This window comes from Tistrella mobilis (genome assembly GCF_039634785.1).
GTDB lineage: Bacteria > Pseudomonadota > Alphaproteobacteria > Tistrellales > Tistrellaceae > Tistrella > Tistrella mobilis.
This window is the reverse complement of the sequence record NZ_JBBIAB010000017.1, coordinates 85,071-108,746: the sequence shown is the minus strand read 5'-3', so window position 1 is coordinate 108,746 and position 23,676 is coordinate 85,071. Positions and strand designations below refer to the sequence as shown.

Sequence of the window (23,676 nt, the reverse complement as noted above, 5' to 3'; positions counted from 1 at the left end):
CAAGCGCTGTTTGCCACTTGATCAGCGTTCCTGACCACTCGGAAACCGTCATTGGCCCTGCCTCCCCATGCTGGAACGCAGAGAATCACGGCTTTCCTAAAAACGCAACTGTAGTACTAGACCCGTTGTCGCACCCTTGCGGGTGCGTGGATTGAAACGTGAAGAACCCCTTCACCCCTAGTGCCCGCGTCGGTCGCACCCTTGCGGGTGCGTGGATTGAAACTGAGGCTGACCCCCGGCATCGACCTGGAAACCGGTCGCACCCTTGCGGGTGCGTGGATTGAAACCTGGCGCGGCAGCACCATAAGCGCCAGCAGCAGGTCGCACCCTTGCGGGTGCGTGGATTGAAACAGGAACCGCTCGGTTCCCTTCACAATCCACTTCCGTCGCACCCTTGCGGGTGCGTGGATTGAAACCGCTCGCCACGCCGCGCCGCCGAAATTGTAAGGGTCGCACCCTTGCCGCTGCGTAGATTGCTGCCACGGGCGGGATCGGATGGCGTTGTGGCGGGTTACGCATAGCCTTCCGGTCGCCGTGTATGCCAGTCGGTTGCGGTCTGGAAGGCGTGGGCGGTGCGGGCGATCAGGGCTTCGGCGAAGCGGGGGCCGGCGAACTGGCAGCCGAGGGGGATGCCGCCGCCGTCGCGGGTCTTCTCGCTGGTGCCGCAGGGGACCGTGATGGTCGGCTGGCCCGAGACGTCGAAGGGGGCCGTGAACGGGCCGATCGCCAGGATCGCCGCCGGGTCTTCGCCCAGGCCGGACATGAAATCGAGCGTCGGGCCCGCCACCGGCAGGCCGGGGATCAGCAGCACGTCGCAGGCGGCGTAAAGCGCCTCCATCGCCCCCGCGAAATCGCGGCGGTGCTCCTGCGCTTCGGCCAGTTCGAACGCCGTGTGGCGGTGGCCGCGTTCGATCAGCGCGGCGAGGCGCGGGCCGTAGTCGGCCGCGCGGGTCGACCAGTGTTCGCGATGAACGATGGCGGCCTCGACCGCACATTGCACCGCCCAGCCGGTCAGCGCCGGCTCTATCGGCGGCAGGGTGACCTCCACGAACCGCGCGCCGAGCCCGGTCATCACCTCAATCACATGCTCGATCGAGGCCAGAACCTGATCATCGGCCCGCGCCTTCAACAGCCCGCGGTCGATGCCGATGGTCAGGCCCCGCACCGGTTTGGCGAGTTCTGCCATATAATCAGGTACTGGAAGTTGTGATGCGGTGGGGTCGCGCGGGTCGGCGCCGGCCATCACGCCGAGCAGGGTGACGGCATCGGCAACGCTGCGGGTCATCGGCCCCATATGATCGAGCGAGGGGGCGAGGGCGAGCGCACCCGCCCGGCTGACCCGCCCCCATGTCGGCTTGATCCCCGTCACACCACAGCATGAGGAGGGCAGGCGGATCGAGCCGCCGGTATCGGTGCCGAGCGCGCCCCAGATCAACCCGGCGGCCACCGCCACACCCGACCCGCTGGACGAGGTGCCGGTCCAATGCGCAGCCCCCCAGGGGTTGACCGGCGGCACCACATCCGGATGGTGGTCGGCATAGGCCCCCTCGGTGAGGGTGGTCTTGCCCAGAATGATCGCGCCGGCGGCCCGCAGCCGCGCGATGACGGTGGCATCCCGCCGGGGCCGCCGGCCGCGCAGCACCGGGCTGCCGAATTCCGTCGGCATATCGGCGGTGTCGAACAGATCCTTGGCCGCCAGCGGCACGCCGTGCAGGGGGCCGCGCACCAGACCGGCGGCGATCTCCGCCTCGGCCCGGCGCGCCTGATCCAGCGCCGCATCGTTCAGATGGGCGAAGGCGTGAAGCGCGCCGTCATGGGCGGCGATCCGGTCCATCATGCAACGGACCGCATCCACCGGCGATATCGCACCGCGGCGGATCTCTTCCGCCAGGCGGACCAGGCTCAATCTGTGCAGGCTCGACATTCCGCTGCGGCTCCTCTGAAGCGGTCTGTGGGCGCGGGCATGTCATTATTATACAAGAATGCCTGTTTCGTGCTCAAAAAATGCCATTGCCCATAAAATAGGCGGGTGATTGCCGGTGAGGCATGCGAGGCTGGCGGGATTCCGGCATATCGACGGATGGCATGCATATTGCGTGGGCATGCGTGCACGGCCAACGACCGGTCTGTGCGTACAACCCCCGCCTTGCCCATAAAAAACTGCTCCGGAAGGCTTCGATCCATGTATATGCGCATTGCGAAACGGGGGGCGGTGGCCCTTGCTCTGGCGGCCGCCGCGGTGTTCGGCCCCGTGGGGGGCGCCGCCACGGCCGATGCGGCAGAGGCGGTGTCGGTGCGGCTGAAATGGCTGCCCCAGGCCCAGTTCGCCGGGTTCTATGTCGCCAAGGCCAAGGGCTTTTATGAAGCCGAAGGCCTGGACATGACCATCAACCCGGGCGGCCCGAACCTGAATGCCGAGGCGCTGGTGGCATCCGGCGCCGACACCTTCGGGCTGGGCAGCGGGACCGAGGCGGTGCTGCATGCCCGCGCCAAGGGCCTGCCGCTGATCTGCATCGGCATGTCGCAGCAGAAGACCCCCTTCGCCTTCGTCGCGCGCGAGACAAGCGGCATCAAGACGATCGAAGATTTCAAGGGCAAGAAGGTTGCGACCTGGTTCACCGGCCCGCAATACACGCTGTATTCGGTGCTGGCGGCGGCAAAGATCAAACAGTCGGAGCTGACCATCATTCCGCAGCCGGTTTCGATGGCGCCCTTCGTCGAGGGTGAGTTCGACGTCGCCACCGTCACCTTTTACAATGAGCTGAACACGCTGAAAGAGCAGGGGATCACCGATCTGACGGTCTTCACCCCCGATGACTATGGCGTGACCACCCAGCAGGACAGCTTCATCACCTCGGAAAAGATCGCGACCGAGAAGCCGGAACTGGTTCAGGGCTTCCTGAACGCCACCCTCAAGGGTTGGAAATACGCGTTTGAGCACAAGGCAGAGGCGATCGACATCGTCATGGCCGCGGCGGAAGGCCTGGAGCGCAAGCACCAGGAGGCGATGCTGGACGAGATCGAACGACTGATGGTCGCCGGCCGCGCCGCCGATGAAGGCCTCGGCGCGCTCGACATGGCGTCGATCGAGAAGGTGCAGACCGACCTGGTCGGCTTCGGCGCGCTGAAGGAACCGGTCGACCTGAAGGCCGCCTTCGACGAGAGCTTCTGGGACAAGGTGCCGGCGGCGGACAAAATGCTCTGAGGCGGAGGCTTGTATGCACCCGCGGCCCGACGAGGTTGAAACACCTGGTCGGGCCGCCCCGCGGTTGCCGGCAGCGGGGCCGGTGGGCGGCGTTCTTTGTGAGGGGACGGACCTGGATCCCCGCCTTCGCGGGGATGACGGTAGAGAGGGTGTGCGGAGGTGGGCGAAAGGGGGAGCGGACAGGGGCGCCGGGTGCGATGGGGCGGTCATGTCAGGCGCCACCTCTGCCCAGGTCCGCCCTGCCCCCACCACCGTCATCCCCGCGAAGGCGGGGATCCAGGTTGGCGTCCACGGGAATGGACGGGCGGCCGGAGGTGTGGACGGTCATGTCGGCCATCGATGGCGGACCCAGGTATGCGGCGTTCTTTGTGGGGGGACGGACCTGGATCCCCGCCTTCGCGGGGATGACGGTAGAGAGGGTGTGTGGAGGCGGGCGAAAGGGGGATCGGACAGGGGCGCCGGATGCGATGGGGCGGTCATGTCAGGTGCCACCCTCGCCCAGCTCCGCCCTGCCCCCACCACCGTCATCCCCGCGAAGGCGGGGATCCAGGTTGGCGTCCACGGGAATGGACGGGCGGCCGGAGGTGTGGACGGTCATGTCGGCCATCAATGGCGGACCCGGGTATGCGGCGTTCTTTGTGGGGGGACGGACCTGGATCCCCGCCTTCGCGGGGATGACGGTAGAGGGGGTGTGTGGAGGCGGGCGAAAGGGGGATCGGACAGGGGCGCCGGGTGCGATGGGGCGGTCATGTCAGGTGCCACCCTCGCCCAGCTCCGCCCTGCCCCCACCACCGTCATCCCCGCGAAGGCGGGGATCCAGGTTGGTGTCCACGGGAATGGACGGGCGGCCGGAGGTGTGGACGGTCATGTCGGCCATCGATGGCGGACCCGGGTATGCGGCGTTCTTTGTGGGGGGACGGACCTGGATCCCCGCCTTCGCGGGGATGACGGGGGAGGGGGAAGAGAGCCGGGCGGCGGCGTTGAAGCGGCCTTCGGGGCCGTGAAGGTGGATCTCCGCCTTCGCGGGGATGACGGTAGGGAGGGTGTGTGGAGGTGGGCGGAGGAGGGGACCGGACAGGGGCGCCGGGTGCGATGGGGCGGTCATGTCAGGCGCGGGCCCTGCGGTTTTTGCACCGCTTTCACCGCCATCGGGCGGTCATGTCAGGCGCCGGCCCTGCGGTTTTCGCCCCGCTTCCACCACCATCGGGCGGTCATGGCAGGCGCCGGCTCTGCGGTTTTCGCCCCGCTTCCACCACCATCGGGCGGTCATGTCAGGCGCAGGCCCTGCGGTTTTCGCCCCGCTTCCACCACCGTCGGCTGGTCATGTCGGGCGCCACCTCTGCCCAGGCCCGCCCTGCCCCTACCACCGTCATCCCCGCGAAGGCGGGGATCCAGGTTGGCGTCCACGGGAATGGACGGGCGGCCGGAGGTGTGGACGGTCATGTCGGCCATCGACGGCGGACCCGGGTGTGCGGCGTTCTTTGTGGGGGGACGGACCTGGATCCCCGCCTTCGCGGGGATGACGGGGGAGGGGGAAGAGAGCCGCGCGGCGGCGGCGGACCGGCCTTCGAGGCCGTGAAGGGGGACGGGCGGTGCATGGGGTGGGTCGACGGTTCTTGACTTGCGGGTATTCGTATGCAATAGTGGCGTTATTGCATTCACAAACGCATCTCATGCGTACCAAATGAGGGTTTTGAGCGGTGAAGCTGGGTCTTGAAGGCAAGAAGGTTCTGATCACCGGCGCATCGAAGGGTATCGGCCTGGCCGCTGCCTGGAGCTTTGCCCGCGAGGGTGCCGATCTGCACCTGGCCGCCCGCTCGGAAGAGGCCCTGGTCGAGGCGAAGGCGGCGATCGAGGCGGAATGCGGGGTGGCGGTGACGATCTACCCCATGGATCTGTCGAGCGATGCGCAGATGGTGGCGCTGGCCGATGCGGCGGGTGATGTCGACATTCTGGTCAACAATGCCGGCAATATCCCCTCGGGCCCGATCGATGCGGTGGATGATGTATCCTGGCGCCGCGGTTTCGACCTGAAGGTCTTCGGCTATATCTCGCTGACCCGGGCGGTGTATGCCCGCATGCAGGCGCGGGGTACGGGCGTGATCGTCAACGATATCGGCAATTCCGGCGAGAACTGGGATGCCAATTATATCGCCGGATCGACCGGCAATGCCGCGCTGATGGCCTTCACCCGCGCGCTGGGCGGGGTGAGCATGGATTACGGCGTGCGGGTGCTGGGCGTGAACCCGGGGCCGGTGGAAACCGACCGCATGGTGCGGCTGATGAAGCGGCGCGCGGTCGACATGTTCGGCGACGAAACCCGCTGGCGCGAGCTGTTCGACCGCTATCCCGGCGGCCGCCCGGCCACGGCCGAAGAGGTGGCCGATCTGATGGTGTTCCTGTCCTCGCCCCGCGCCGGCTATGTCAGCGGCACGATCGTGACCATCGATGGCGGCATCGCCTCGCGCGGGTCGATCATCAAGGATGGCGGCCGGAAGTCGGTCGCGGCCCCCGCCTTTCAGGAGCCCGCTTTTCAGGAGACTGGTGCGTGAGCCTGCTCGATACCAAGAACGCCTATTTCGACCGGCTGTTTTCCGACCCCGAGCTGAAATGGCTGGGCCAGAACACCAATCACGTGCCCCAGCATCCGGCGGTGGCCGCCGCCATGCATGCCGCCGTGGATGCCGAGAATTTCCACGCCTATGCGCCGCCCGCCGGCATGGAGGCGCTGCGGGCGGCGATCGTCGCCGATCTGCGGCTGCCCGGCGCCCAGGCGCTGGTGACCGACGGCGCCGTGGCGGCGCTGGCGCTGATCTGCCGGGCGTTTGCCAGGCCCGGCACGACCTTCGTCACCACCGATCCGGGCTGGAAATGGCCGCTGCAATTCGCCGCCCAGAACGGCGCCGAGGTGATCGAAATCCCGATCTACGGCCCTGAATGGAATTTCCGCCTCAGCCCCGAACGGCTGGCCGAGGTGGTGGATGAACGGACCGCGATCATCTATCTGGTCGACCCGAACAACCCGCTGGGCATCACCTATACCGCCGAGGAAATCGGCGCCTTCGCGGCGATCGCGCGCGAGGTGGGCGCGATCCTGATCCATGACAGCACCTATCGCGACTTCGCCGAAGGCCATACGCCGGCCAGCATGATCTATCCCGAAGGCGCGGTGACGGTGGTCAGCTTCTCCAAATGGCTGGGGCTGGCGGGCATGCGCGTGGGTGCGCTGGTCGCATACCCCGAGCTGATGGACAGGATCGCGCCGTTTTCGACCGCGCCCCTGGGTGCCAGCGTGATCGCCCAGGCGGCGGCGCTGGCCGGGCTTGGGGTCAAGGACGAATGGATGGCCGAGGTGCAGCAGATCCAGCGCCACAACCAGGCGCTGATCAAACAGGCGGTCGACGCTCTGCCGGGCTTCGCCATGCCGGTCTACCCCTCCCACGGCAATTTCGTGGTGGTGGAATGCATCGAGGCCGGGCTGCGGCCGGAAGCGCTGGTGGCCGAGTTTCAGACCGCGGGGATCATGATCCGCCAGGGCACCTATCATACGCCGCGCTTCGGCGACCGCTTCATCAAGGTGTCGACCACCGTGCCGACCGCCTGGGTGGAAGCCTTCTGCGCCCTGCTGCCCCAGATGGCGGCGCGCGCGAAGACCCGCACCGACATCCCGCCGCTGTTCTGACCGGAAGGGCCAGCCCGATGCCTTATGCAACAGCTGCCGACGGCACCCGCCTTTATGTCGAAGAGGCGGGAACCGGCACGCCGATCCTGTTCATCCATGAATTCGGCGGCGATTATCGCGCCTGGGAACCGCAGATGCAGTTCTTCGCGCGCCGGCATCGCTGCATCACCTATTCCGCCCGCGGCTATGCGCCTTCGGATATTCCGATGGATGTGGAGGCCTATTCGCAGGAGATTGCCGTCACCGATGCGCTGGCCGTGCTCGACCATCTGGGCATTGACCGCGCGCATATCGTCGGCCTGTCGATGGGCGGGTTCGCGACCCTGCATTTCGGCCTGATGGCCCCCGAACGCGCCCTGTCGCTGACCATCGCCGGGGCCGGTTATGGGGCGGAGAAGCAGTTCGAAGACTATTTCCGCGGCGTTTCGCTGGAAGTGGCGGAGCGGTTCCGGACGCTGGGGGCGAAGGAATTCTCCAAGACCTATGCGCTGGGCGCCAGCCGGGTGCAGTTCCAGAACAAGGATCCGCGCGGCTGGCAGGATTTCGCCGACCGCCTGGCCGAGCATTCCGATATCGGCGCCGCCAATACGATGAGCGGCGTTCAGGCGCGGCGGCCGTCGATCTACGATCTGGAAGAGCGGATCCGCGCCTGCACCGTGCCGGCGCTGATCGTGGTCGGCGACGAGGATGATCATTGCCTGCAGCCGGGCATCTTCATGAAGAAGACCCTGCCGGCCGCCGGGCTGGCGGTGCTGCCCAAAACCGGCCATACGCTGAACCTGGAAGAGCCGGCGCTGTTCAACCAGCTGCTGGCCGAGTTCATCGCCATGGTCGAGGCCGGACGCTGGACGGCCCGCGACCCGCGCGCCGAGCCGGCGCAGATCATGAAAACCTCGTAAGACCATGTCGGGCGATGGCGGCGGGGCGGGTGGCGCGGCGCCGGCGGAGAGCTGGCGCCGCCGCACCGACTGGCGCAGGGAAACGGGAGAGGGATACATGCCGAGCGGTCGCGAGATCACGCTGGAGGCGGAACGCATTCTGGGGCATGTAAATGGCGACCGGCTGTGGCAGCGGCATATGGAGCTGGCCCGCTTCGGCGCCCGCAGCGATGGCGGGGTGAACCGCCAGGCGCTGTCGGCCGAAGAGATCGAGGCCCGCGCCCATCTGATCGGCATCGCCCGCGCCCGCGGTTTCGGCGTTGCAACCGATCCGGCTGGAAACCTGTTCTTTCGGTTGCAGGGGCGCGAGCCGCATCTGCCGCCGGTGCTGTCGGGTTCGCATATGGACAGCCAGCCGACCGGCGGCCGTTTCGACGGGATTTACGGCGTGCTGGCCGCCTTCGAGGTGCTGGAAGCGATCCGCGATGCGGGACATGTGCCCCGGCGCAGCATCGAGGCGGTGGCCTGGATGAACGAGGAAGGATCGCGCTTCGCCCCGGGCATGATGGGATCGGAAGCCTTCGCGGGCGTGCGGCCGCTGGACGAGATTCTGGGGGTGCGCGATGCCGACGGGGTCAGCGTCGCCACGGCGCTGGCCGCCGTGAACTTAGCCTTCCCCGATGTGCCCGTGCGCGAGCTGGGCCAGCCGGTCGAGGCCTATGTCGAGGCCCATATCGAACAGGGCCCGGTGCTGGAGGCCGAGGGCCGGGTGGTCGGCGCCGTGACCGGCATTCAGGGCAAGCAGACCTATCGCGTGACGGTGACCGGCGAAGAGGCCCATGCCGGCACAAAGCCGATGGCCGAGCGGCGCGATGCGCTGATCGCGGCCAGTGCCATGGTGCAGCGCCTTCATGCCATCGCGCGCAGCACCGCCGACGATCTGATGCTGACCTTCGGCCGCTTCACCGTTTCGCCCAACGCACCCTCGGTGGTGCCGGCGAAGGTTGTGTTCTCGATCGACCTGCGCCATTTCGACACCGGGCTGATGCAGGGCTTCGGCGCGGCCATCCCCGATCTCTGCGCCGAACTGGCCGGCGGCTGCGAGGTGGTGGTTGAACCGCTGGTCGACGCGCCCTCGCTGGTGTTTCCCGAAGCGCTGCGCGACCGGATCCGCGACATTGCCGCGGTGCTGGGCCATCCGGTCATGGACCTTGCCTCGGCGGCCGGGCACGATGCAAGGCACCTGCACGCCATCGCACCCACGGCGATGATCTTCATCCCCTGCCACCAGGGCATCAGCCACCACCCGACCGAGCGGGCGGAACCCGCGCATCTTCACGCCGGCGCCCGGGTTCTGGCGGCCTTGCTGGCGGAGCTGGCGGGGTAGCCGGCGCGCCGGTCCAGCGCGCCGCTCCAGAGGGTGAGGGCGAAGGCTGCCAGGGTGATCAGCGCGCCGACCCAGGGCGTGGCGCCCAGCCCCAGCGACGAGGCCACCACCCGGCCGCCGATCCAGGCACCGGCGGCAATGCCCAGATTGAATGCGGCGATGTTCAGGGCCGAGGCGACGTCTACCCCGTCTGATCGGTAAATGCGGGCCAGCTTCACCACGTAGAGTTGCAGGCCCGGCACGTTGGCGAATTGCAGGAAACCCAATGCCGCCAGGGTGACCAGGGCCGGCACCGCAGAGACGGCCGTGAAGCTGAAGGCGAGCAGAACCACGGCCTGGGCGGCGAAGAGCCAGGCAAGCGCCCTGACCGGGTTGCGGTCGGCCAGCCGGCCGCCGGCCAGGTTGCCGATGGCGATCGCCACGCCGTAGAGCACCAGCACCAGGCTGACCGCGCCATTGGTGAGGCCGGTCACCTGTTCCAGGATCGGCGCCAGGAAGGTGAAGGTGACGAAGGTGCCGCCATAGCCGGCCGCCGTCATCGCGAAGACCAGCAGCAGCCGGCCCGAGCCCAGCACCCGCGCCTGATCGACCAGCCGGGCAGGGGCGGCGCGGGGCAGATCGCGCGGCAGCAGGGCGGCGATGCCGGCGAGCGCAACCGCACCGATCAGCGCCACGGCCTGGAAGGTCGCGCGCCAGCCGAAATGCTGACCGATCCAGGTGCCGAGCGGCACGCCGGTGACGATCGCCACCGTCAGCCCGGCAAACATCATCGCAATCGCCGAGGCCCGCCGGTTTTCCGGCACCAGATCGGCGGCAATGGTGGCGCCGACCGAAAAGAACACCCCATGGGCGAAGGCCGACAGCACGCGGGCGACCAGCAGCACCTCGTAACCCGGCGCCAGCGCGGCCAGCCCATTGCCGGCGATGAACAGCGCCATCAGCCCCAACATCAAGGGCTTGCGCGCGGCACGGCCGGTAAGCGCGGTCAAAACCGGCGCCCCGAAGGTGACGCCCAGGGCATAGACACTGACGATCAACCCGGCCGCAGGCAGGTCGATCCCCAGATCCTGCGCCACCGTCGGCAACAACCCGACGATGACGAATTCAGTGGTGCCGATCGCATAAGCTGCAATCGTCAGGGCAAACAAGGCGGGAGGCATGGCGAACTCCGGAGCGGAAGGACATCTCGGCCGGTAGGATGGCCCTGTCCTCCCGGATCGATAATCCGCCATACAGGACGATCAGTTTGTCATCAGATGCCAGACTGAATCGTCCCGAACCGGCCCTTTACGCGAACCCCAAGCTCCCGTAAAATCCCCGGGAGGTTCGCGCAGAGAGTTTTCCTTTACTTTTCAAATAGATAAGAATTTTCCATGACGCGGCACACATGCATCAGCATGGTACCCCTGGAGGTTCGCGCAAATCGGCTTTTTTCCAGTGTCGAATCAGGGTATTAAAAGGGGGTGGGTCGCACCCCTCGCGGGTGCGTGGATTGAAACTGCGCCCGAGCTTTGCACGGCTGAGGATGTCGCGTCGCACCCCTCGCGGGTGCGTGGATTGAAACGGACTCCGCTGGGCATGGGCGGACGCGGTGTTGGTCGCACCCCTCGCGGGTGCGTGGATTGAAACTCCTCAGCGGCACATATACCCCCTGGGATATCGTGTCGCACCCCTCGCGGGTGCGTGGATTGAAACCTGAGTGAGGTTCTTGGCAGCCCAGCGGATCATCGTCGCACCCCTTGCGGGTGCGTGGATCGAGAGCGCCCCCTGTGAAGGGGCCGCTGCGTCAGCCCGCTCATCTGCCTGAAGCACAATCAGGCCCAACCGATTGTCTCTGAAAGAAAATCCCGTCATCCCGGCGAAGGCCGGGATCCAGGTGGGTCTTTACGGGAATGGACAGGGATCATCTGTGGGGACCGCGCCGTCAGCCACTGAGGTGGAGCCCTCGATCGGGGTCGGCGTCAGGTCGTTCGGCGTTCTTCATGCGGGGACGAACCTGGATTCCGGCCTTCGCCGGAATGACGTATAAATGTTTGACGGATGCCGGTCAGTACGGGATCCGAAATGAATGCCGGGTGACGGGGGCTCTCCTCAGAGGCCCGGCCAGCGCCACCTCAGCCACCAGGGAGGCACCGCCATGCGTGCCCGACGCCGGCATGATGTCGAACGCCGCAAGGCGAAGGCGCGGCGGATTATGGCGCTGTGGTTTCCCGATACGGATCCGCAGGGGTTTTCCGCGCGTGCGGTCGGGCGCAACGCGGCGACGCATTGCCGGCCATGTTCCTGTGCGCTCTGCCGGGGGCCGCGACACGGCGCGAAGCGGCCGCGCCGGCGGGTGGTGGTGGCAGACGACGTCTGATTCTGAACGGCCCGTCATCCCTGCGCCGGCTGCCCCGGCACCCGAAACGGCAGCGGCGCCGCCCCCGGTGCGCCATCCGGTTTCAGCCCGTTGAACACGATGTCGATGAAGCTGTCGGCATAAGAGGTCGCGGCCTCGGGGTCGGTCAGCGGGGTGCCGTACATGCGCTCGATCATGCCCGAGAAGGTGAAGATCAGCGAGGCGCCGAAGACGATGATCAGGGTCACGTCGCGCAGCGGCATCTCGCGGATGGCGCCGGCCGCCATGGCGTCGCGGATCGCGCCTTCGAACTTGTCGAAGGCGGTTTTCATATAGCTTTCCACCAGCCAGTGCATGCGGTCGCCCGGCACCGAGCCCTCGTGCACCGTCACCCGGGCGAAATCGGGGTTGTGGGCGTTGGCATAGACCAGGCCCTTGGTCAGCAGTTTCAGTCGGGTCAGCGGGTCCATGCCGCCGGGTTTTTCGACGAGGTTCTCATAGAAGGCGATGCGTTCGGCCATCAGCCGGTCGATCGCCGCCTCCCAGATCTTCTGCTTCGAGCCGAAATGGTAATGCACGATCGACTGCGTCACCCCCGCCTCGGCCGCGATCGCGCCGGTGGTCACCGGCTCGTAGCCAAGCCGCGCGAACAGTTTCGTGGCGGCATCGAGCAGGGCGTTGCGGGTGGCATCGGGCCCGGCATCGCCCAGCGGCGGCCGGCCCTGGCGGCGGCGGCGCGGGGCGGCGGTGCTCGTCTTGCGGGTGCGCGCAGGTTTTGGCGCCGATGTTCGGTTGTCGTTCTCCTGGCTCGCCATCACCCTCTTACCATGTTTCGAACATCGTTCAGCGCCTGGACCATAGCCCCGTCCGGCGCGCCGGCCCAGCCCGAAATCACCGGGCCGGACCGGGACGCCGGTCCGGTCACGGCTTCAGCAGCGGGCAGTCGCTTTCCGCCGCCGGACGGTAGGCCTCGGCACCGGGGATGGTGGTCTTCTGGGCCAGATAGTCGAGCGGATATTTGGACTCCGCCGGGCTCTTGACCTCGAAGTAATACATGTCGCGCATCAGCCGCCCGTCGGCGCGGATGGTGGCGCCGTCGGTCATGAAGTCGTTGACCGGCATCGCCTTCATCTTCGCCAGCACCGCCTGGGTCCGGGTGGTGCCTGCGGCCTCCACCGCCTTCAGATAATGCAGGACCGAGCTGTAGACGGTCGCCTGCACATCGGTCGGCACCTTGCCGTGGCGGGCCTTGAAGCGCTCGGCGAAGGCGCGGGTGCCGTCGGTCTGGTCCCAATAGAAATCGGCCACCACCGGCATGCCCCGGGTGGCATCGAGGCCCAGACCCTGGATGTCGTTGACGGTGAAGAACAGGGGCGCGATCCGCTGGCCGGCCTGGGCGATGCCGAATTCATCCGCCTGTTTGATCATGTTGCGGACATCCGACCCACCGGCCACCAGCGCGATCACGTCTGCGCCCGAGCCCTGCGCCTGAAGCAGGAAAGAGCTGAAATCATTGGTGCCGAGCGGAAAGCGCACCGCACCCTTCACCGTGCCGCCCATCTTCTCGATCACGCTGATCGTGTCGCCTTCCAGCCCATGGCCCGAGGCATAGTCGACGGTCAGGAAGAACCAGGAACTGCCGGGATTGCTCTTGAAGATGCCCTCGACATTGCCCTTGGCCAGCGCATAGCCGTCATAGCCCCAGATCAGGCCATTGGTGGTGCATTTGTCGCCGGTCAGGCTCTTGTTGTTGGCGCCCGAGAACACCGCGATTTTGTCGCGCTTCATGATCACGTCCTGAAGCGCCAGCGAGATGCCGGAATTCGACACGTCGAACAGCGCCTGCACGCCCTCGTCGTCGAACCATTTCAGCGCCGCGGTGACGCCGATATCGGCCTTGTTCTGATGATCGGCCGACACCAGACCGACCGGCTGGCCCAGCACCTTGCCGCCGGCATCCTCGATCGCGAGTTCGGCCGCGATCACCGATCCCTTGCCGCCGAAATCCGAATAGACCGACGACATGTCGGTCAGCACGCCGATCTTGACGGCATCCGCTGCCTGCACCTCGGCCATCTGGCACAGCACCGCCAGTGCCGCCGCGAGCCCCGCGGCGGGTTTTGATATCCTGCGCATGTGATTTTTCCTCCCGATCCCGGTCTTTGCGCCGGGGATGGTCGTTGGGGGGGAGGGCCGGTGTGCCCGTCTTTGCGGGCATCGCCGGCCGGGAGTCTTTCGGCTCAGCGCGTGGCGATGAAGGGCCGCCGCTTGCCGCCTGCCGCCGGTGCCGGCGGCACCGGGAAGCCGTCGAGGCCGCGCCGCACCCAGTCGCGGCTGGCGGCAGGGTCGATCACGCCGTCGATTTCAAGGAAGGCCGCCATGTTCGACGCCTTGCCCTTGGCATAGAGCGCATCGACCAGCTTGCGGTAGAGCGCATCGCGCTCCGCCGGGTCGGCGATGGCTTCAAGATCGCGGCGATAGCCCAGGCGCACGGCCCCTTCCAGCCCCATGCCGCCGAACTCGCCGGTCGGCCACGACACGGTGAAGGCGGGGGAGAGCATGTTGCCGCCGGCCATCGCCTGGGCACCCAGGCCATAGCCCTTGCGCAGCACGATGGTGAACATCGGCACGGTCATATTGGCGCCGCCCACGAACATCCGCGACACCCGCCTGACCAGCGCGGTCTTCTCGGCATCGGGGCCGACCATGAAGCCCGGCGTGTCGCAGAGCGACAGCACCGGCAGGCCATGTGCCTCGCAGAGATCCAGGAAGCGCGCGGCCTTCTCGGCCGCCTCGCCGTCGATCGCGCCGCCCAGATGGCGGGGATTGTTGGCGAACAGGCCCATCGGCCGGCCTTCGATCCGGATCAGGGCGGTGATGATGCCGATGCCGTAATCGGGCCGGAGTTCGAGCACCGAACCCGTGTCCGCGACCAGCTCGATCACCTTGCGCACGTCATAGGCGCGCAGCCGGTTTTCGGGGATGGCGTTGCGCAGTTGCCGCTGATCGGCCGCCGCCCAGTCGGCCACCGGCCCCTGGAAATAGGACAGGTATTTCTTCGCGGCGGCGACCGCCTCGGCCTCGTCCTCGACCAGGATGTCGACCACGCCGTTCGGCACCTGAACATCCATCGGCCCGACCTCTTCAGGCTTGTAGACGCCAAGTCCGCCGCCTTCGATCATGGCCGGGCCGCCCATGCCGAGATTGGCGTTGCGGGTGGCGATGATCACGTCGCAGACGCCCGCGATCGCGGCATTGCCGGCGAAGCAGCGGCCCGAGACCACGGCCACCGTCGGGGCCTTGCCGCTCATCTGCGCCAGCAGCTTGAAGGTCGGCACGTCCAGCCCCGCCACGCCGACATGGTCGGTATCGCCCGGCCGGCCGCCGCCGCCCTCGGCAAACACCACCAGCGGCATCGCCCAGTCATTGGCCAGATGGAACATGCGGTCCATCTTCTTGTGGTTCATGAAACCCTGGGTGCCGGCCAGCACGGTGTAGTCGTAAGAGAGCAGCATGCAGCGCGCCCGCTCCGCCCCGAACAGCCCGGCATTCACCGAGCCCACCCCCGCCACCAGCCCGTCGGCGGGGCTCATCTTCTTCAGCGTCTCGTAATCATGGCGGCTGCGCTGGGCGGCGAGCGCCAGCGCGCCGTATTCCATGAAGCTGCCGGGATCGGCCAGATCCTCGATATTCTCGCGCGCGGTGCGCTGGCCGGTCTTGCGCCGCCGCGCCACCGCATCGGGCCGGCGGGCATCGGTCAACTCGTCATGCAGCTCCAGGATCGCGGCCAGATCGGGGCGGATATGGTCCAGATCGACCTCGACCGTCTCCTCTTCCGCGGCGCCTTCGAAGTCACCCGGCTCGATGAACAGCACCGGCTGGTCGCCATAGACGGTCTCGTCCACCGCCACGGCCAGCGCGCGCACGATGCCCGCCCGGCCCGCGGTGATGGTGTGTTCCATCTTCATCGCCTCGATGATCGCCACCACCGTGCCGGGGCGGACGACATCGCCGGGCGTCACCTCGATCGCGACCACCCGGCCGGTCATCGGGGCGGCCACCGCCTCGGTGCCCTCGGGGGCGACCGGCCCGCTCGCTGCTTTCAGGGCCCCGCCGCCGCTGCTTTCCACCCAGAGCTTCGGATGGCTGTCGGCGGTTTCGGCCAGCCGCGCGGCATGGGCGCCGATATAGCCGGTGTCGAAGCGCCCGGCGCGCACCGCCTCGTCGGCGATCAGGCTTTGCAGGAAACCGATATTGGTCGCCACGCCCTCGATGCGGAATTCGGCCAGCGCCCGGCGGGCCCGGTCCAGCGCCAGATCCAGCCGGTTGCCCGGCACATGCACGATCAGCTTGGCCAGCAGCGAGTCGTAATGGGGCGAGGTTGCATAGCCGGCATAGCCGAAGGTCTCGACCCGGACACCGCGCCCGCCCGGCACCTCGAAGGCCGAAATCACCCCGCCCGCGGGCACGGCCACGGCATCGGCGCCGATCTTCTCCATATTGATCCGCAGCTGCACCGCCACACCCTCGGGCTCGGGCAGGCGGCCGTCGCGCAGGCCCAGCTCGGCCAGGCTCAACCCGGCCGCCAGCCCGATCTGGGTCTGGACCAGATCGACGCCCGTCACCTCTTCGGTGACGGTGTGTTCCACCTGCAGCCGCGGATTGGCCTCCATGAACACGAAGCGCTGCCCGGTCGGGTCGCGGCCGTCGATCAGGAATTCGAAGGTGCACAGCGTGTGGATGCCGCCGGCCCTGGCCAGCGCCACCGCGGTCTCGGCGATCCGCGCCTTCAACGCCGGGTCGAGGCCGGGCAGCGGCGCGATCTCCACCAGCTTCTGATGCCGGCGCTGCAGGCTGCATTCGCGTTCATGCAGATGGATCACCCGCCCGCCCAGATCGCCCAGCACCTGGATTTCCAGATGCCGCGCCGGCTGGATCAGCTCTTCCACATAAAGCGCATCCGAGCCGAAGGCGCCCAGCGCCTCGGCGCCTGCCCGGGTCCAGGCCTCGGCCAGCTCCGATGCCGCACGCACCACCCGCATGCCGCGGCCGCCGCCGCCGGCCACGGCCTTGATCATGATCGCGCCACCGTCGCCCAGGCTCTCCAGGAAGCGCCGGGCCTCGTCTTCCGTGGTGGCATGGGCCGTGCCGCGGGCCAGCGGCGCGCCGGTCTCTGCCGCCAGCCGCCGTGCGGCACCCTTGTCGCCGAACAGGTCCAGCGCTTCGGGCTTCGGGCCGATGAAGGTCAGCCCCGCTTCGGCGCAGGCGCGGGCGAAGCCGGCATTCTCGGCCAGGAAGCCATAGCCCGGATGGATCGCATCGGCGCCGGTTTCCAGCGCCGCGCGGATCACGGCCTGGCCGTCCAGATAGGCGGCGGCACCGACGCCCGGCAGTTCCACCGCCTGATCGGCGCGGCGCGTGTGCAGCGACCGGGCATCATCCTTCGGGGCCACGGCCACGGTCGGAATGCCCAGCTCGGCGGCGGCGCGCGCGATCCGGATCGCGATCTCGCCGCGATTGGCGATCAGGATGCGGCGGAAGAGGGGAGAAGAGGGGGAGGAGGGGGAGGTCATCTGTCAGAACTGCCCGATCTTGTCGCGTTTCACCACGATGCCGGCGGCCTCGCGGTCCCATGTGTCTGCCGTGACGCCCGCCTTGCGGATCAGGTACTTTTCGACCTTGTTCGTGGGCGTCTTGGGCAGGTCCGCAAGCATACGGACATAACGGGGGATCATGAAGTGCGCCATCCGCGGGCGCAGATGATCGATCAGCGCCGCCGGCTCCAGGCTGGCACCCTCGGCCAGCGACAGCGCGACCAGGATCTCGTCCTCGCTGTCGGCGGCCGGCACGGCGACCACGGCCGCCTCGCGCACGGCGGGATGGGCGCAGATTTCGGCCTCGACCTCGAAGGACGAGACGTTCTCGCCGCGGCGGCGGATCGAATCCTTGAAGCGGTCGACGAAGAACCAGTTGCCCTGATCATCCACCCGGAAGGCATCACCGGTGTGGAACCAGCCATTGCGCCAGGCGGCGGCCGTCGCCTCAGGATTGCCGGAATAGCCGTGGCTCATCTGCCAGGGCAGGTCGGTGCGGATCACCAGCTCGCCCACCTCGCCCGGTGCCACCGCCCGGTCATGGGCATCGACCAGCCGCACATCCACCCCGTCGCGCGGCCGGCCGCAGCTCGCCACCACCTCGGGGTTTTCCTCCGCGATCAGCGGGCAGGACACCTCGCTCATATTGAACAGCGTATGCAGCGTCACGCCGAAGCGCCTGCGGAAGGCGATGGCCTCTTCGGTCAGCGGAATGGCGATGACATGGGCAAGGGGGCTGCCCCGTGCCGCGCCCTCGCCCTGATCCTTCAGCAGGAAGGCCGCCATCACCCCCAGCAGGATGACGCAGCTGGTGCCGCTCTGCCGGACGGCTGGCCAGAAGCTCCTGGTGTCGAAGCCCTCGACCAGCGCGATGGAGCCGCCCAGCGCCAGCATGGCATAGACCGGGGCCGTGCCGCCGACATGGAACAGCGGCAGATTGACCATGAACCGGTCGCCGGCGCCCAGGAACGGCACCCGCCGCGGATCCGAGACCAGTGCCGTGCCCATCGCATGCAGATGGGCATAGCTCGACAGCACGCCCTTGGATGGCCCGGTGGTGCCCGAGGTGTAGATGATCGACTGGGTGTCCCAGGGCTCGACCGGTTCGGAGAGCGGGGCAGGGGAGGCCGTGCTCTCCAGCGCGTCGGCCCCCAGCCAGGTGATCCCCCGGGCGGCGGGCAGCCGCGCCGCGGCAGCGGATGCATCGGCGGCATCGGCCACGACCACCCGGTCGACGGCGCTGGTGTCGATGCCGACCAGGCGGTCGGCCAGCGCCGCGATGGTGATCACCAGCCGCGCCTCCGACACCCGGATCACATGCTCCAGAATGCCACCCTTACAGGCGGTGTTGATCGGCACATAGATCGCGCCGGCATAGTTGATCGCGAACCAGGCGGTGAGGTACAGGCCGCCATTGGGCAGCCAGACCACCACCCGGTCGCGGGGCTTCACCCCCAGAGACTGGAGGGCGGCAGCCATGGCGCGGACACGGGCGCGCATCTCCGCATAGCTCCAGCCTTCGCGCTCCGGCCGACCCTGGCCATCGGCGAAGACGACAAAGGCGGCATCGGGCGTGTCCGCGGCGCGGCGATCCAAAAGATCGGGCAGCACACAATCTGCGCGGCCCTGAAGGCGCGTATGGTCCGGCATGTTTCCTCCCGTGCGGCAGCTCTTGAACGGTGCCGTCGGGATGATGGTGCATAAATCAATAGCTCTATTCAATAACTGAATCGACCGCCGCGCCGCTTTGGTGCCCGCGGCCGTCGGTCGGCGGGATCGTCGCGCATGGCGCGCTGAAATCGTTTTCAGACTCAACCGCTTCCCGTGGCGCAACCGGGGCCATGCGAAATTTGCGAAACCGTCGCCGACATGTCTGGGGTAGAGTGCCGCACGGCTGTTCCTCCCCCCCTTGGAGCACGCCTGACGATGCGTGACGACAACGAGGTCCGGCCGCCATGCCCCAGATCCATCCGCTTCCCCGAGGGCGCAGCCTGGCCCGGCTGCTGTTCCGTGTCGATCTGCAGCGGATGATCGTCGCCCTGGCGGTGGCGGCGGCAGGGGTGCTGCTGGCCAACGGCTTCTATTCCAGCTATCTGGTCCAGCGCCAGGTGTTGATCGACACCACGCTGAAGGCCAACCACGCCTATGCCGCCAAGCTGGCCGAAGCCGCGCAGAATTTCATCGAAGAGGCCCAGCAGCAGCTGGCCTACAGCGCGGGCATCGTTGCCCGCGATTTCGACAATGAAAACCTGCTGCTCGACGAGGCCGAACGTCTGCGGCTGCAGACCCACAGCTTCAACTCGGTCGCCATCGTCGATGCCGGGGCGATCGTGCGCGCCACCTCGCCCGAGGCCCTGCAGATCAAGGGGCGCTATCTGCGCTCGCTGGCGGCGCGCGAGGCGCTGGAACAGCGCCGGCCCCTGGTCAGCCAACCCTATATGGCGATCACCGGCAATATGCTGGTGGTGATCTCGCAGCCGGTCTTCGCGGCCGACGGCCGCTATCTGGGCTATATCGGCGGCACGATCTATCTGCGTGAGCGCAACATCCTGAACGTGCTGCTGGGCACGCATCACTATGACGACGGCTCGTATCTCTATGTCGTCGATCAGGGGCGCACGCTGCTCTATCACCCCGAAGCCGCGCGGATCGGCGAGGCCGTCTCGGGCAACCCGGTGATCGAGGCCGCGATCGCCGGTGCCAGCGGCAGCCGCGAAGTGGTCAACAGCCGCGGCGTCGACATGCTGGCGGGCTATGCCCCGGTGCCGGCCACCGGCTGGGGGGTGGTCGCGCAGCGGCCGGTTGCGGTAACGCTGGCGCCGCTCGAAGGGCTGATGTGGCGGGTGGCCGCCAACAGCGCGCCGGCGGCGCTCGTCACCCTGGTCGCGATCTGGTGGTTCGCCCGGGCGATTTCCCGGCCCCTGGGCCAGCTTGCCGACGGCGCCCGCCAGATGGACGCCCCCGGCACCGCCGATCGTATCCAGCGGGTCCGCTCATGGTATGTGGAGGCGCGGCAGATCAAGCGGGCGATGCTGATCGGCATCGGCCTGCTCCAGGCCCGGATCGGCCGGCTGGATCGCGACGTCCGCACCGATCCGCTCACCGGGCTGATCAACCGCCGCGGCCTGGACGAGGTTCTGGAGGTGTGGCGGGCCGAGGCCCGGCCCTTTGCGGCGATCGCGGTCGATATCGACCATTTCAAGCAGGTCAACGACAGCTGGGGACACGAGGTCGGCGATGCGGTGCTGCGCCGGCTGGGGCTGATCCTGCGGCAGACTGCGCGCGACACCGATCTCGTCTGCCGCACCGGCGGCGAGGAATTCCTGCTGCTGCTGCCGGGGCTGTCATCCGCGGCGGCGGTCGCCGTGGCCGAGCGTCTGCGCAAGGCGGTGGCGCGGGAACGGATCGATCCGGCGGGCCATGTGACGATCTCGGCCGGCGTCGCCGTGCTGCCCGAAGACGCGACCGATATCGGCACCGCCCTGCGCCTTGCCGACGAAATGCTCTACGAGGCCAAGCGCGCCGGCCGCAACCGGGTGGTGGCGGCCCGAGCCTGACCCGGGGGGATCCGAGCCTGACCCGTGGGACAGGAAGAAACCCATGGGTCGATAAAAGGGGTTGCGGATCCGGGCCGATCGCCTCAATCATACGCCGCAAACATCCAGGGCGACGCGCCGCAACCGACAGGGAGGCTGGGAATGGGTCCGCTTCAGGGGATCAGGGTCATCGAGATCGCGGGCCTCGGCCCGGGGCCGTTCTGCGCCATGCTGCTGGCCGATCTGGGCGCGGATGTGCTGCGGATCGAGCGGGCGACCGGCAGCGGGCTCTTCGATCCGAAATTCGATCTCTCCAACCGCGGCAAGCGCTCGGTGGTGCTGGACCTTAAGAAGCCCGAAGGCGTCGCCGCGGTGCTGAAGCTGGTGGAAAGCGCCGACATCCTGACCGAGGGCTTCCGCCCCGGCGTGATGGAACGGCTCGGCCTCGGCCCCGATATCTGCCTGGCGCGCAACCCGAAGCTCGTCTATGGCCGCATGACCGGTTTCGGCCAGACCGGGCCGCTGGCGAAGGTGGCCGGCCACGACATCAACTACATCGCCATGTCGGGTGCGCTGCATGCGATCGGCGGGCCCGACAAGCCGGTGCCGCCGCTCAACCTGGTCGGCGATTTCGGCGGCGGTGCGCTCTATCTGGCCTTCGGGCTGATGGCGGCGCTCATTGAAGCCGGGCGCAGCGGCAAGGGCCAGGTGGTCGACGCCACCATGATCGACGGCGCCGCCAGCCTGATGACCATGATGTACGGCATGGCCGCCGCCGGCAGCTGGGATGATCGCCGCTCCGCCAATCTGGTCGATGGCGGCGCCCATTTCTACGACACCTATGAAACCGCCGACGGCAGGCATGTCTCGATCGGCTCGATCGAGCCGCAGTTTTATGCCGAGCTGATCCGCCTGGCCGGGCTCGACCCGGCCGAATTCGCTGCCCAGAACGACAAGGCGGAATGGCCGCGGATGAAGGCCCGGCTGGTCGAGGTGTTCAAGACGAAGACCCGCGACGAGTGGTGCAGCCTGATGGAAGGCAGCGATGTCTGCTTCGCCCCGGTGCTGTCGATGTTTGAAGCACCCGAGCACCCGCATAATCGCGAACGCGGCACCTTCATCGAGGTGGATGGCGTGGTTCAGCCGGGCCCGGCGCCGCGCTTCAGCCGCACGGCACCAGGCCGGCCGACCCCGCCGCCGGCTCCCGGCGCCCATACCGATCAGGGCCTGGCCGATTGGGGCTTTTCGGCCGACGAGATCGCGGCGCTGAAGGCCTCCGGCGCGGCGGCCTGAAGGATGATCCGGTGGCGGGATTACCCCGCCACCACGCCCACCCCGGTCGCCCCGGTCACGGTGATCGCGACATTGCCGATCGCCGCCACCGCCGGCCCGGTGGGGCGGAGGGCGGCCAGTTCGTCGCGCGGCGCGTCGAAGAAGCGCAGCTCCGCCGTGCCCGACGCCATCGGCCCGGCGACGCGGCCGGTGATGCCCGGCAACACCAGGCGGAGCGCGCCGGCCGTCGGTTCGCCGATGATCGACGGCGCCCCCACCAGCCCATAGGTCGGCCCGGCCAGGAAGCCCAGGGCTTGGCCCTCGCCGCCATCCAGCGTTATCGCCGCTTCGGCCAGCCGCCGGTCCTTGACCGCCAGGCTCGCCCCCATCCGGGTGCCGGCGCGGAGCGGGGCGGCGGCCGGATGGTCCAGCCCGTAAGACCGGGTCATCCACACCTGGCCCAGTTTCTTGGGCCAGCCCTGCAGCCAGCCGCGGATCAGCGAGATGTCCTGATCGACCCAGATCATCGGGCAGAAATTGACCGCGGCACCATCGCGCTCCGCCTCGACCAGCAGGATGAATTCCCGGTACTGGGCATTGACCGGGTCGAGCAGTTCCCAGCCGTCGGTGGTCGCCTGCCATTCGCAGACATGGGCGATGATCCGCCCGGTCGCGCGGCCGAACCCCTGGGGCAGGAAGCGCGCGGCGGCCGCCGGATCGGTCGGGCAGGCCATGGACAGCACCGTGCCGGCATAATGCCAGGGCGGCGCCGGCACCAGAGAGGAACGGCCGTCGGGGGTATACGGGGGCGTGAAGCCACGGAGCATGGCAGACAACTTTCAGGCAATGATCCCCGGCAACAATCACCGGATGCGCACAGTGTAACGCGTTTTGCCGGAAAGCTGTGTGCCAGGCTTGCCCCTGAAGTCATCAATCCCGCAAGATCCTGCCGCCATCTCCTTATCCTGTGGACGGATCATGCCCGAGATCAGCTTCGATGCCGCCGACATCCGGATCATGCGCACCCTTCAGGGCGATGGCCGGATGAGCAATCAGGATCTGGCCCAGGCGGTCGGCCTCTCCCCCTCGCCCTGCTGGCGCCGGGTGCGGCGGCTGGAAGAACTGGGCGTGATCCGCGGCTATGGCGTGCAGCTCGATCGCCGGAGGCTGGGCCTGGGCGTGCAGGCCTTCGTCCGCGCCCGCATCGGCGTGCATTCCGAAGCCGAGGCCCGGCTGTTCGAGGCCGAAGTGATGCGCCTGGACGAGGTGACGGCCTGCTGGGCGATCACGGGCGAGGCCGATTTCCTGCTCCAGGTCGTCGCCGCCGATCTGGATGCCTTCGGCAGCTTCGCCATGACCGTGGTCCGCCGCCTGCCCGGCATCCGCGAAATGCATTCCAGCCTGGTCCTGCGCGAAATCAAGGCACCCGGCACCCTGCCGCTGCCGCGGGCGGGGTGACCGCCCTCGGACCGTTGGCGCCGGTTCCGTGCCGGGGACACGTATCATCTTTACGCGAAAGTAAACAACGTTGGAACGACTTTGCCAGGCGACGCCCGAAGCCTTGGCTCCAAGAATTCGGTCAGAAAATACGTTTGAAAGTCCCCACGTTTTCCTGCAAAGTGCTTCGATCGCAAGGTTGACCGGGTGCCGGAGCCGCCCTGTGCAAATTGAACCGCCCTGGGCCACTTGAATCGCCCTGGGCCACCTGAACCCGTTATGTGCTGGTGCGGATATGAACGAACCTGAAACGAGCGCCTCTCCGGCTCCGGCGCGGAATGTGAACC

At 67.8% G+C, this 23,676-nt stretch carries 15 protein-coding genes and 2 CRISPR repeat arrays; of the genes, 8 read left to right on the top strand and 7 right to left on the bottom strand.

The annotated features are described in order from the left end of the window. Positions 1–127: 127 nt before the first annotated feature. Positions 128–480: direct repeats of the CRISPR family, unit length 31 nt; unit sequence GTCGCACCCTTGCGGGTGCGTGGATTGAAAC. A gap of 31 nt (positions 481–511) precedes the next feature. Then, positions 512–1,924 carry an amidase gene (locus WI697_RS20875; protein ID WP_345959818.1) on the bottom strand — a complete coding sequence of 471 codons (1,413 nt, stop codon included), beginning with the start codon at positions 1,922–1,924 and terminating at the stop codon, positions 512–514. 258 nt (positions 1,925–2,182) lie between these two features. On the opposite strand from WI697_RS20875, the gene WI697_RS20870 reads away from it, so the two are divergent. The 5 genes from WI697_RS20870 (at position 2,183) to WI697_RS20850 (ending at position 9,152) form a co-directional block, all read left to right on the top strand. After that, on the top strand, positions 2,183–3,205 hold the full coding sequence (locus WI697_RS20870) for an ABC transporter substrate-binding protein (protein WP_296715093.1): 1,023 nt from the start codon (positions 2,183–2,185) through the stop codon (positions 3,203–3,205). A 1,700-nt stretch (positions 3,206–4,905) separates the two neighbouring features. After that, positions 4,906–5,757 (top strand): SDR family oxidoreductase, encoded by an 852-nt coding sequence (locus WI697_RS20865; RefSeq protein WP_345959817.1) that lies wholly within the window; start codon positions 4,906–4,908, stop codon positions 5,755–5,757. After that, positions 5,754–6,887, top strand: a complete 1,134-nt coding sequence (locus WI697_RS20860; RefSeq protein WP_345959816.1) for a pyridoxal phosphate-dependent aminotransferase — start codon at positions 5,754–5,756, stop codon at positions 6,885–6,887. Before WI697_RS20865 ends, WI697_RS20860 begins: the two co-directional genes overlap by 4 nt. Before the next feature lie 17 nt (positions 6,888–6,904). Continuing rightward, positions 6,905–7,786, top strand: coding sequence for an alpha/beta fold hydrolase (locus tag WI697_RS20855; protein WP_345959815.1), 882 nt, complete (start codon positions 6,905–6,907; stop codon positions 7,784–7,786). A gap of 97 nt (positions 7,787–7,883) precedes the next feature. Then, positions 7,884–9,152 carry a M20 family metallo-hydrolase gene (locus tag WI697_RS20850; RefSeq protein ID WP_345959814.1) on the top strand — a complete coding sequence of 423 codons (1,269 nt, stop codon included), beginning with the start codon at positions 7,884–7,886 and terminating at the stop codon, positions 9,150–9,152. On the opposite strand, the gene WI697_RS20845 is transcribed toward WI697_RS20850, so the two are convergent. The 5 genes from WI697_RS20845 to WI697_RS20825 all read right to left on the bottom strand — a co-directional run bounded on the left by WI697_RS20845 (position 9,101) and on the right by WI697_RS20825 (position 18,734). After that, complete coding sequence (locus tag WI697_RS20845) at positions 9,101–10,312, bottom strand: MFS transporter (RefSeq protein WP_062763518.1); 1,212 nt, start codon at positions 10,310–10,312, stop codon at positions 9,101–9,103. The two genes, WI697_RS20850 and WI697_RS20845, sit on opposite strands and share 52 nt — an antisense overlap. 307 nt (positions 10,313–10,619) lie before the next feature. Then, a CRISPR array of direct repeats spans positions 10,620–10,913; the repeat unit is 32 nt; unit sequence GTCGCACCCCTCGCGGGTGCGTGGATTGAAAC. Between the two features lie 612 nt (positions 10,914–11,525). Continuing rightward, positions 11,526–12,305, bottom strand: a complete 780-nt coding sequence (locus tag WI697_RS20840; protein WP_345959813.1) for a TetR/AcrR family transcriptional regulator — start codon at positions 12,303–12,305, stop codon at positions 11,526–11,528. 106 nt (positions 12,306–12,411) lie between these two features. Further along, a complete protein-coding gene (locus tag WI697_RS20835) occupies positions 12,412–13,626 on the bottom strand; it encodes an ABC transporter substrate-binding protein (RefSeq protein WP_345959812.1) in 1,215 nt (404 codons plus the stop codon). A gap of 104 nt (positions 13,627–13,730) precedes the next feature. After that, a complete protein-coding gene (locus WI697_RS20830) occupies positions 13,731–17,063 on the bottom strand; it encodes an acetyl-CoA carboxylase family protein (RefSeq protein WP_345959811.1) in 3,333 nt (1,110 codons plus the stop codon). 3 nt (positions 17,064–17,066) lie between these two features. After that, entirely contained in the window at positions 17,067–18,734 is a 1,668-nt protein-coding gene (locus WI697_RS20825) for an AMP-binding protein (RefSeq protein ID WP_345959810.1), read from the bottom strand. Positions 18,735–19,039: 305 nt separating this feature from the next. Here WI697_RS20825 and WI697_RS20820 point away from each other — a divergent pair, with 305 nt between their 5' ends. Both WI697_RS20820 and WI697_RS20815 read left to right on the top strand, forming a co-directional pair. Next, on the top strand, positions 19,040–20,641 hold the full coding sequence (locus tag WI697_RS20820; protein ID WP_345959809.1) for a GGDEF domain-containing protein: 1,602 nt from the start codon (positions 19,040–19,042) through the stop codon (positions 20,639–20,641). A gap of 135 nt (positions 20,642–20,776) precedes the next feature. Beyond that, positions 20,777–21,913, top strand: coding sequence for a CaiB/BaiF CoA transferase family protein (locus tag WI697_RS20815; protein ID WP_345959820.1), 1,137 nt, complete (start codon positions 20,777–20,779; stop codon positions 21,911–21,913). A 20-nt stretch (positions 21,914–21,933) separates the two neighbouring features. Here the strand turns inward: WI697_RS20815 and WI697_RS20810 are convergent, their stop codons facing one another. Next, complete coding sequence (locus WI697_RS20810; RefSeq protein WP_345959808.1) at positions 21,934–22,719, bottom strand: acetoacetate decarboxylase family protein; 786 nt, start codon at positions 22,717–22,719, stop codon at positions 21,934–21,936. A gap of 151 nt (positions 22,720–22,870) precedes the next feature. Here WI697_RS20810 and WI697_RS20805 point away from each other — a divergent pair, with 151 nt between their 5' ends. After that, the gene (locus tag WI697_RS20805) at positions 22,871–23,350 is read left to right on the top strand and encodes an Lrp/AsnC family transcriptional regulator (RefSeq protein WP_062762051.1); all 480 of its coding nucleotides are present in this window, start codon (positions 22,871–22,873) and stop codon (positions 23,348–23,350) included. Positions 23,351–23,676: the final 326 nt, after the last annotated feature.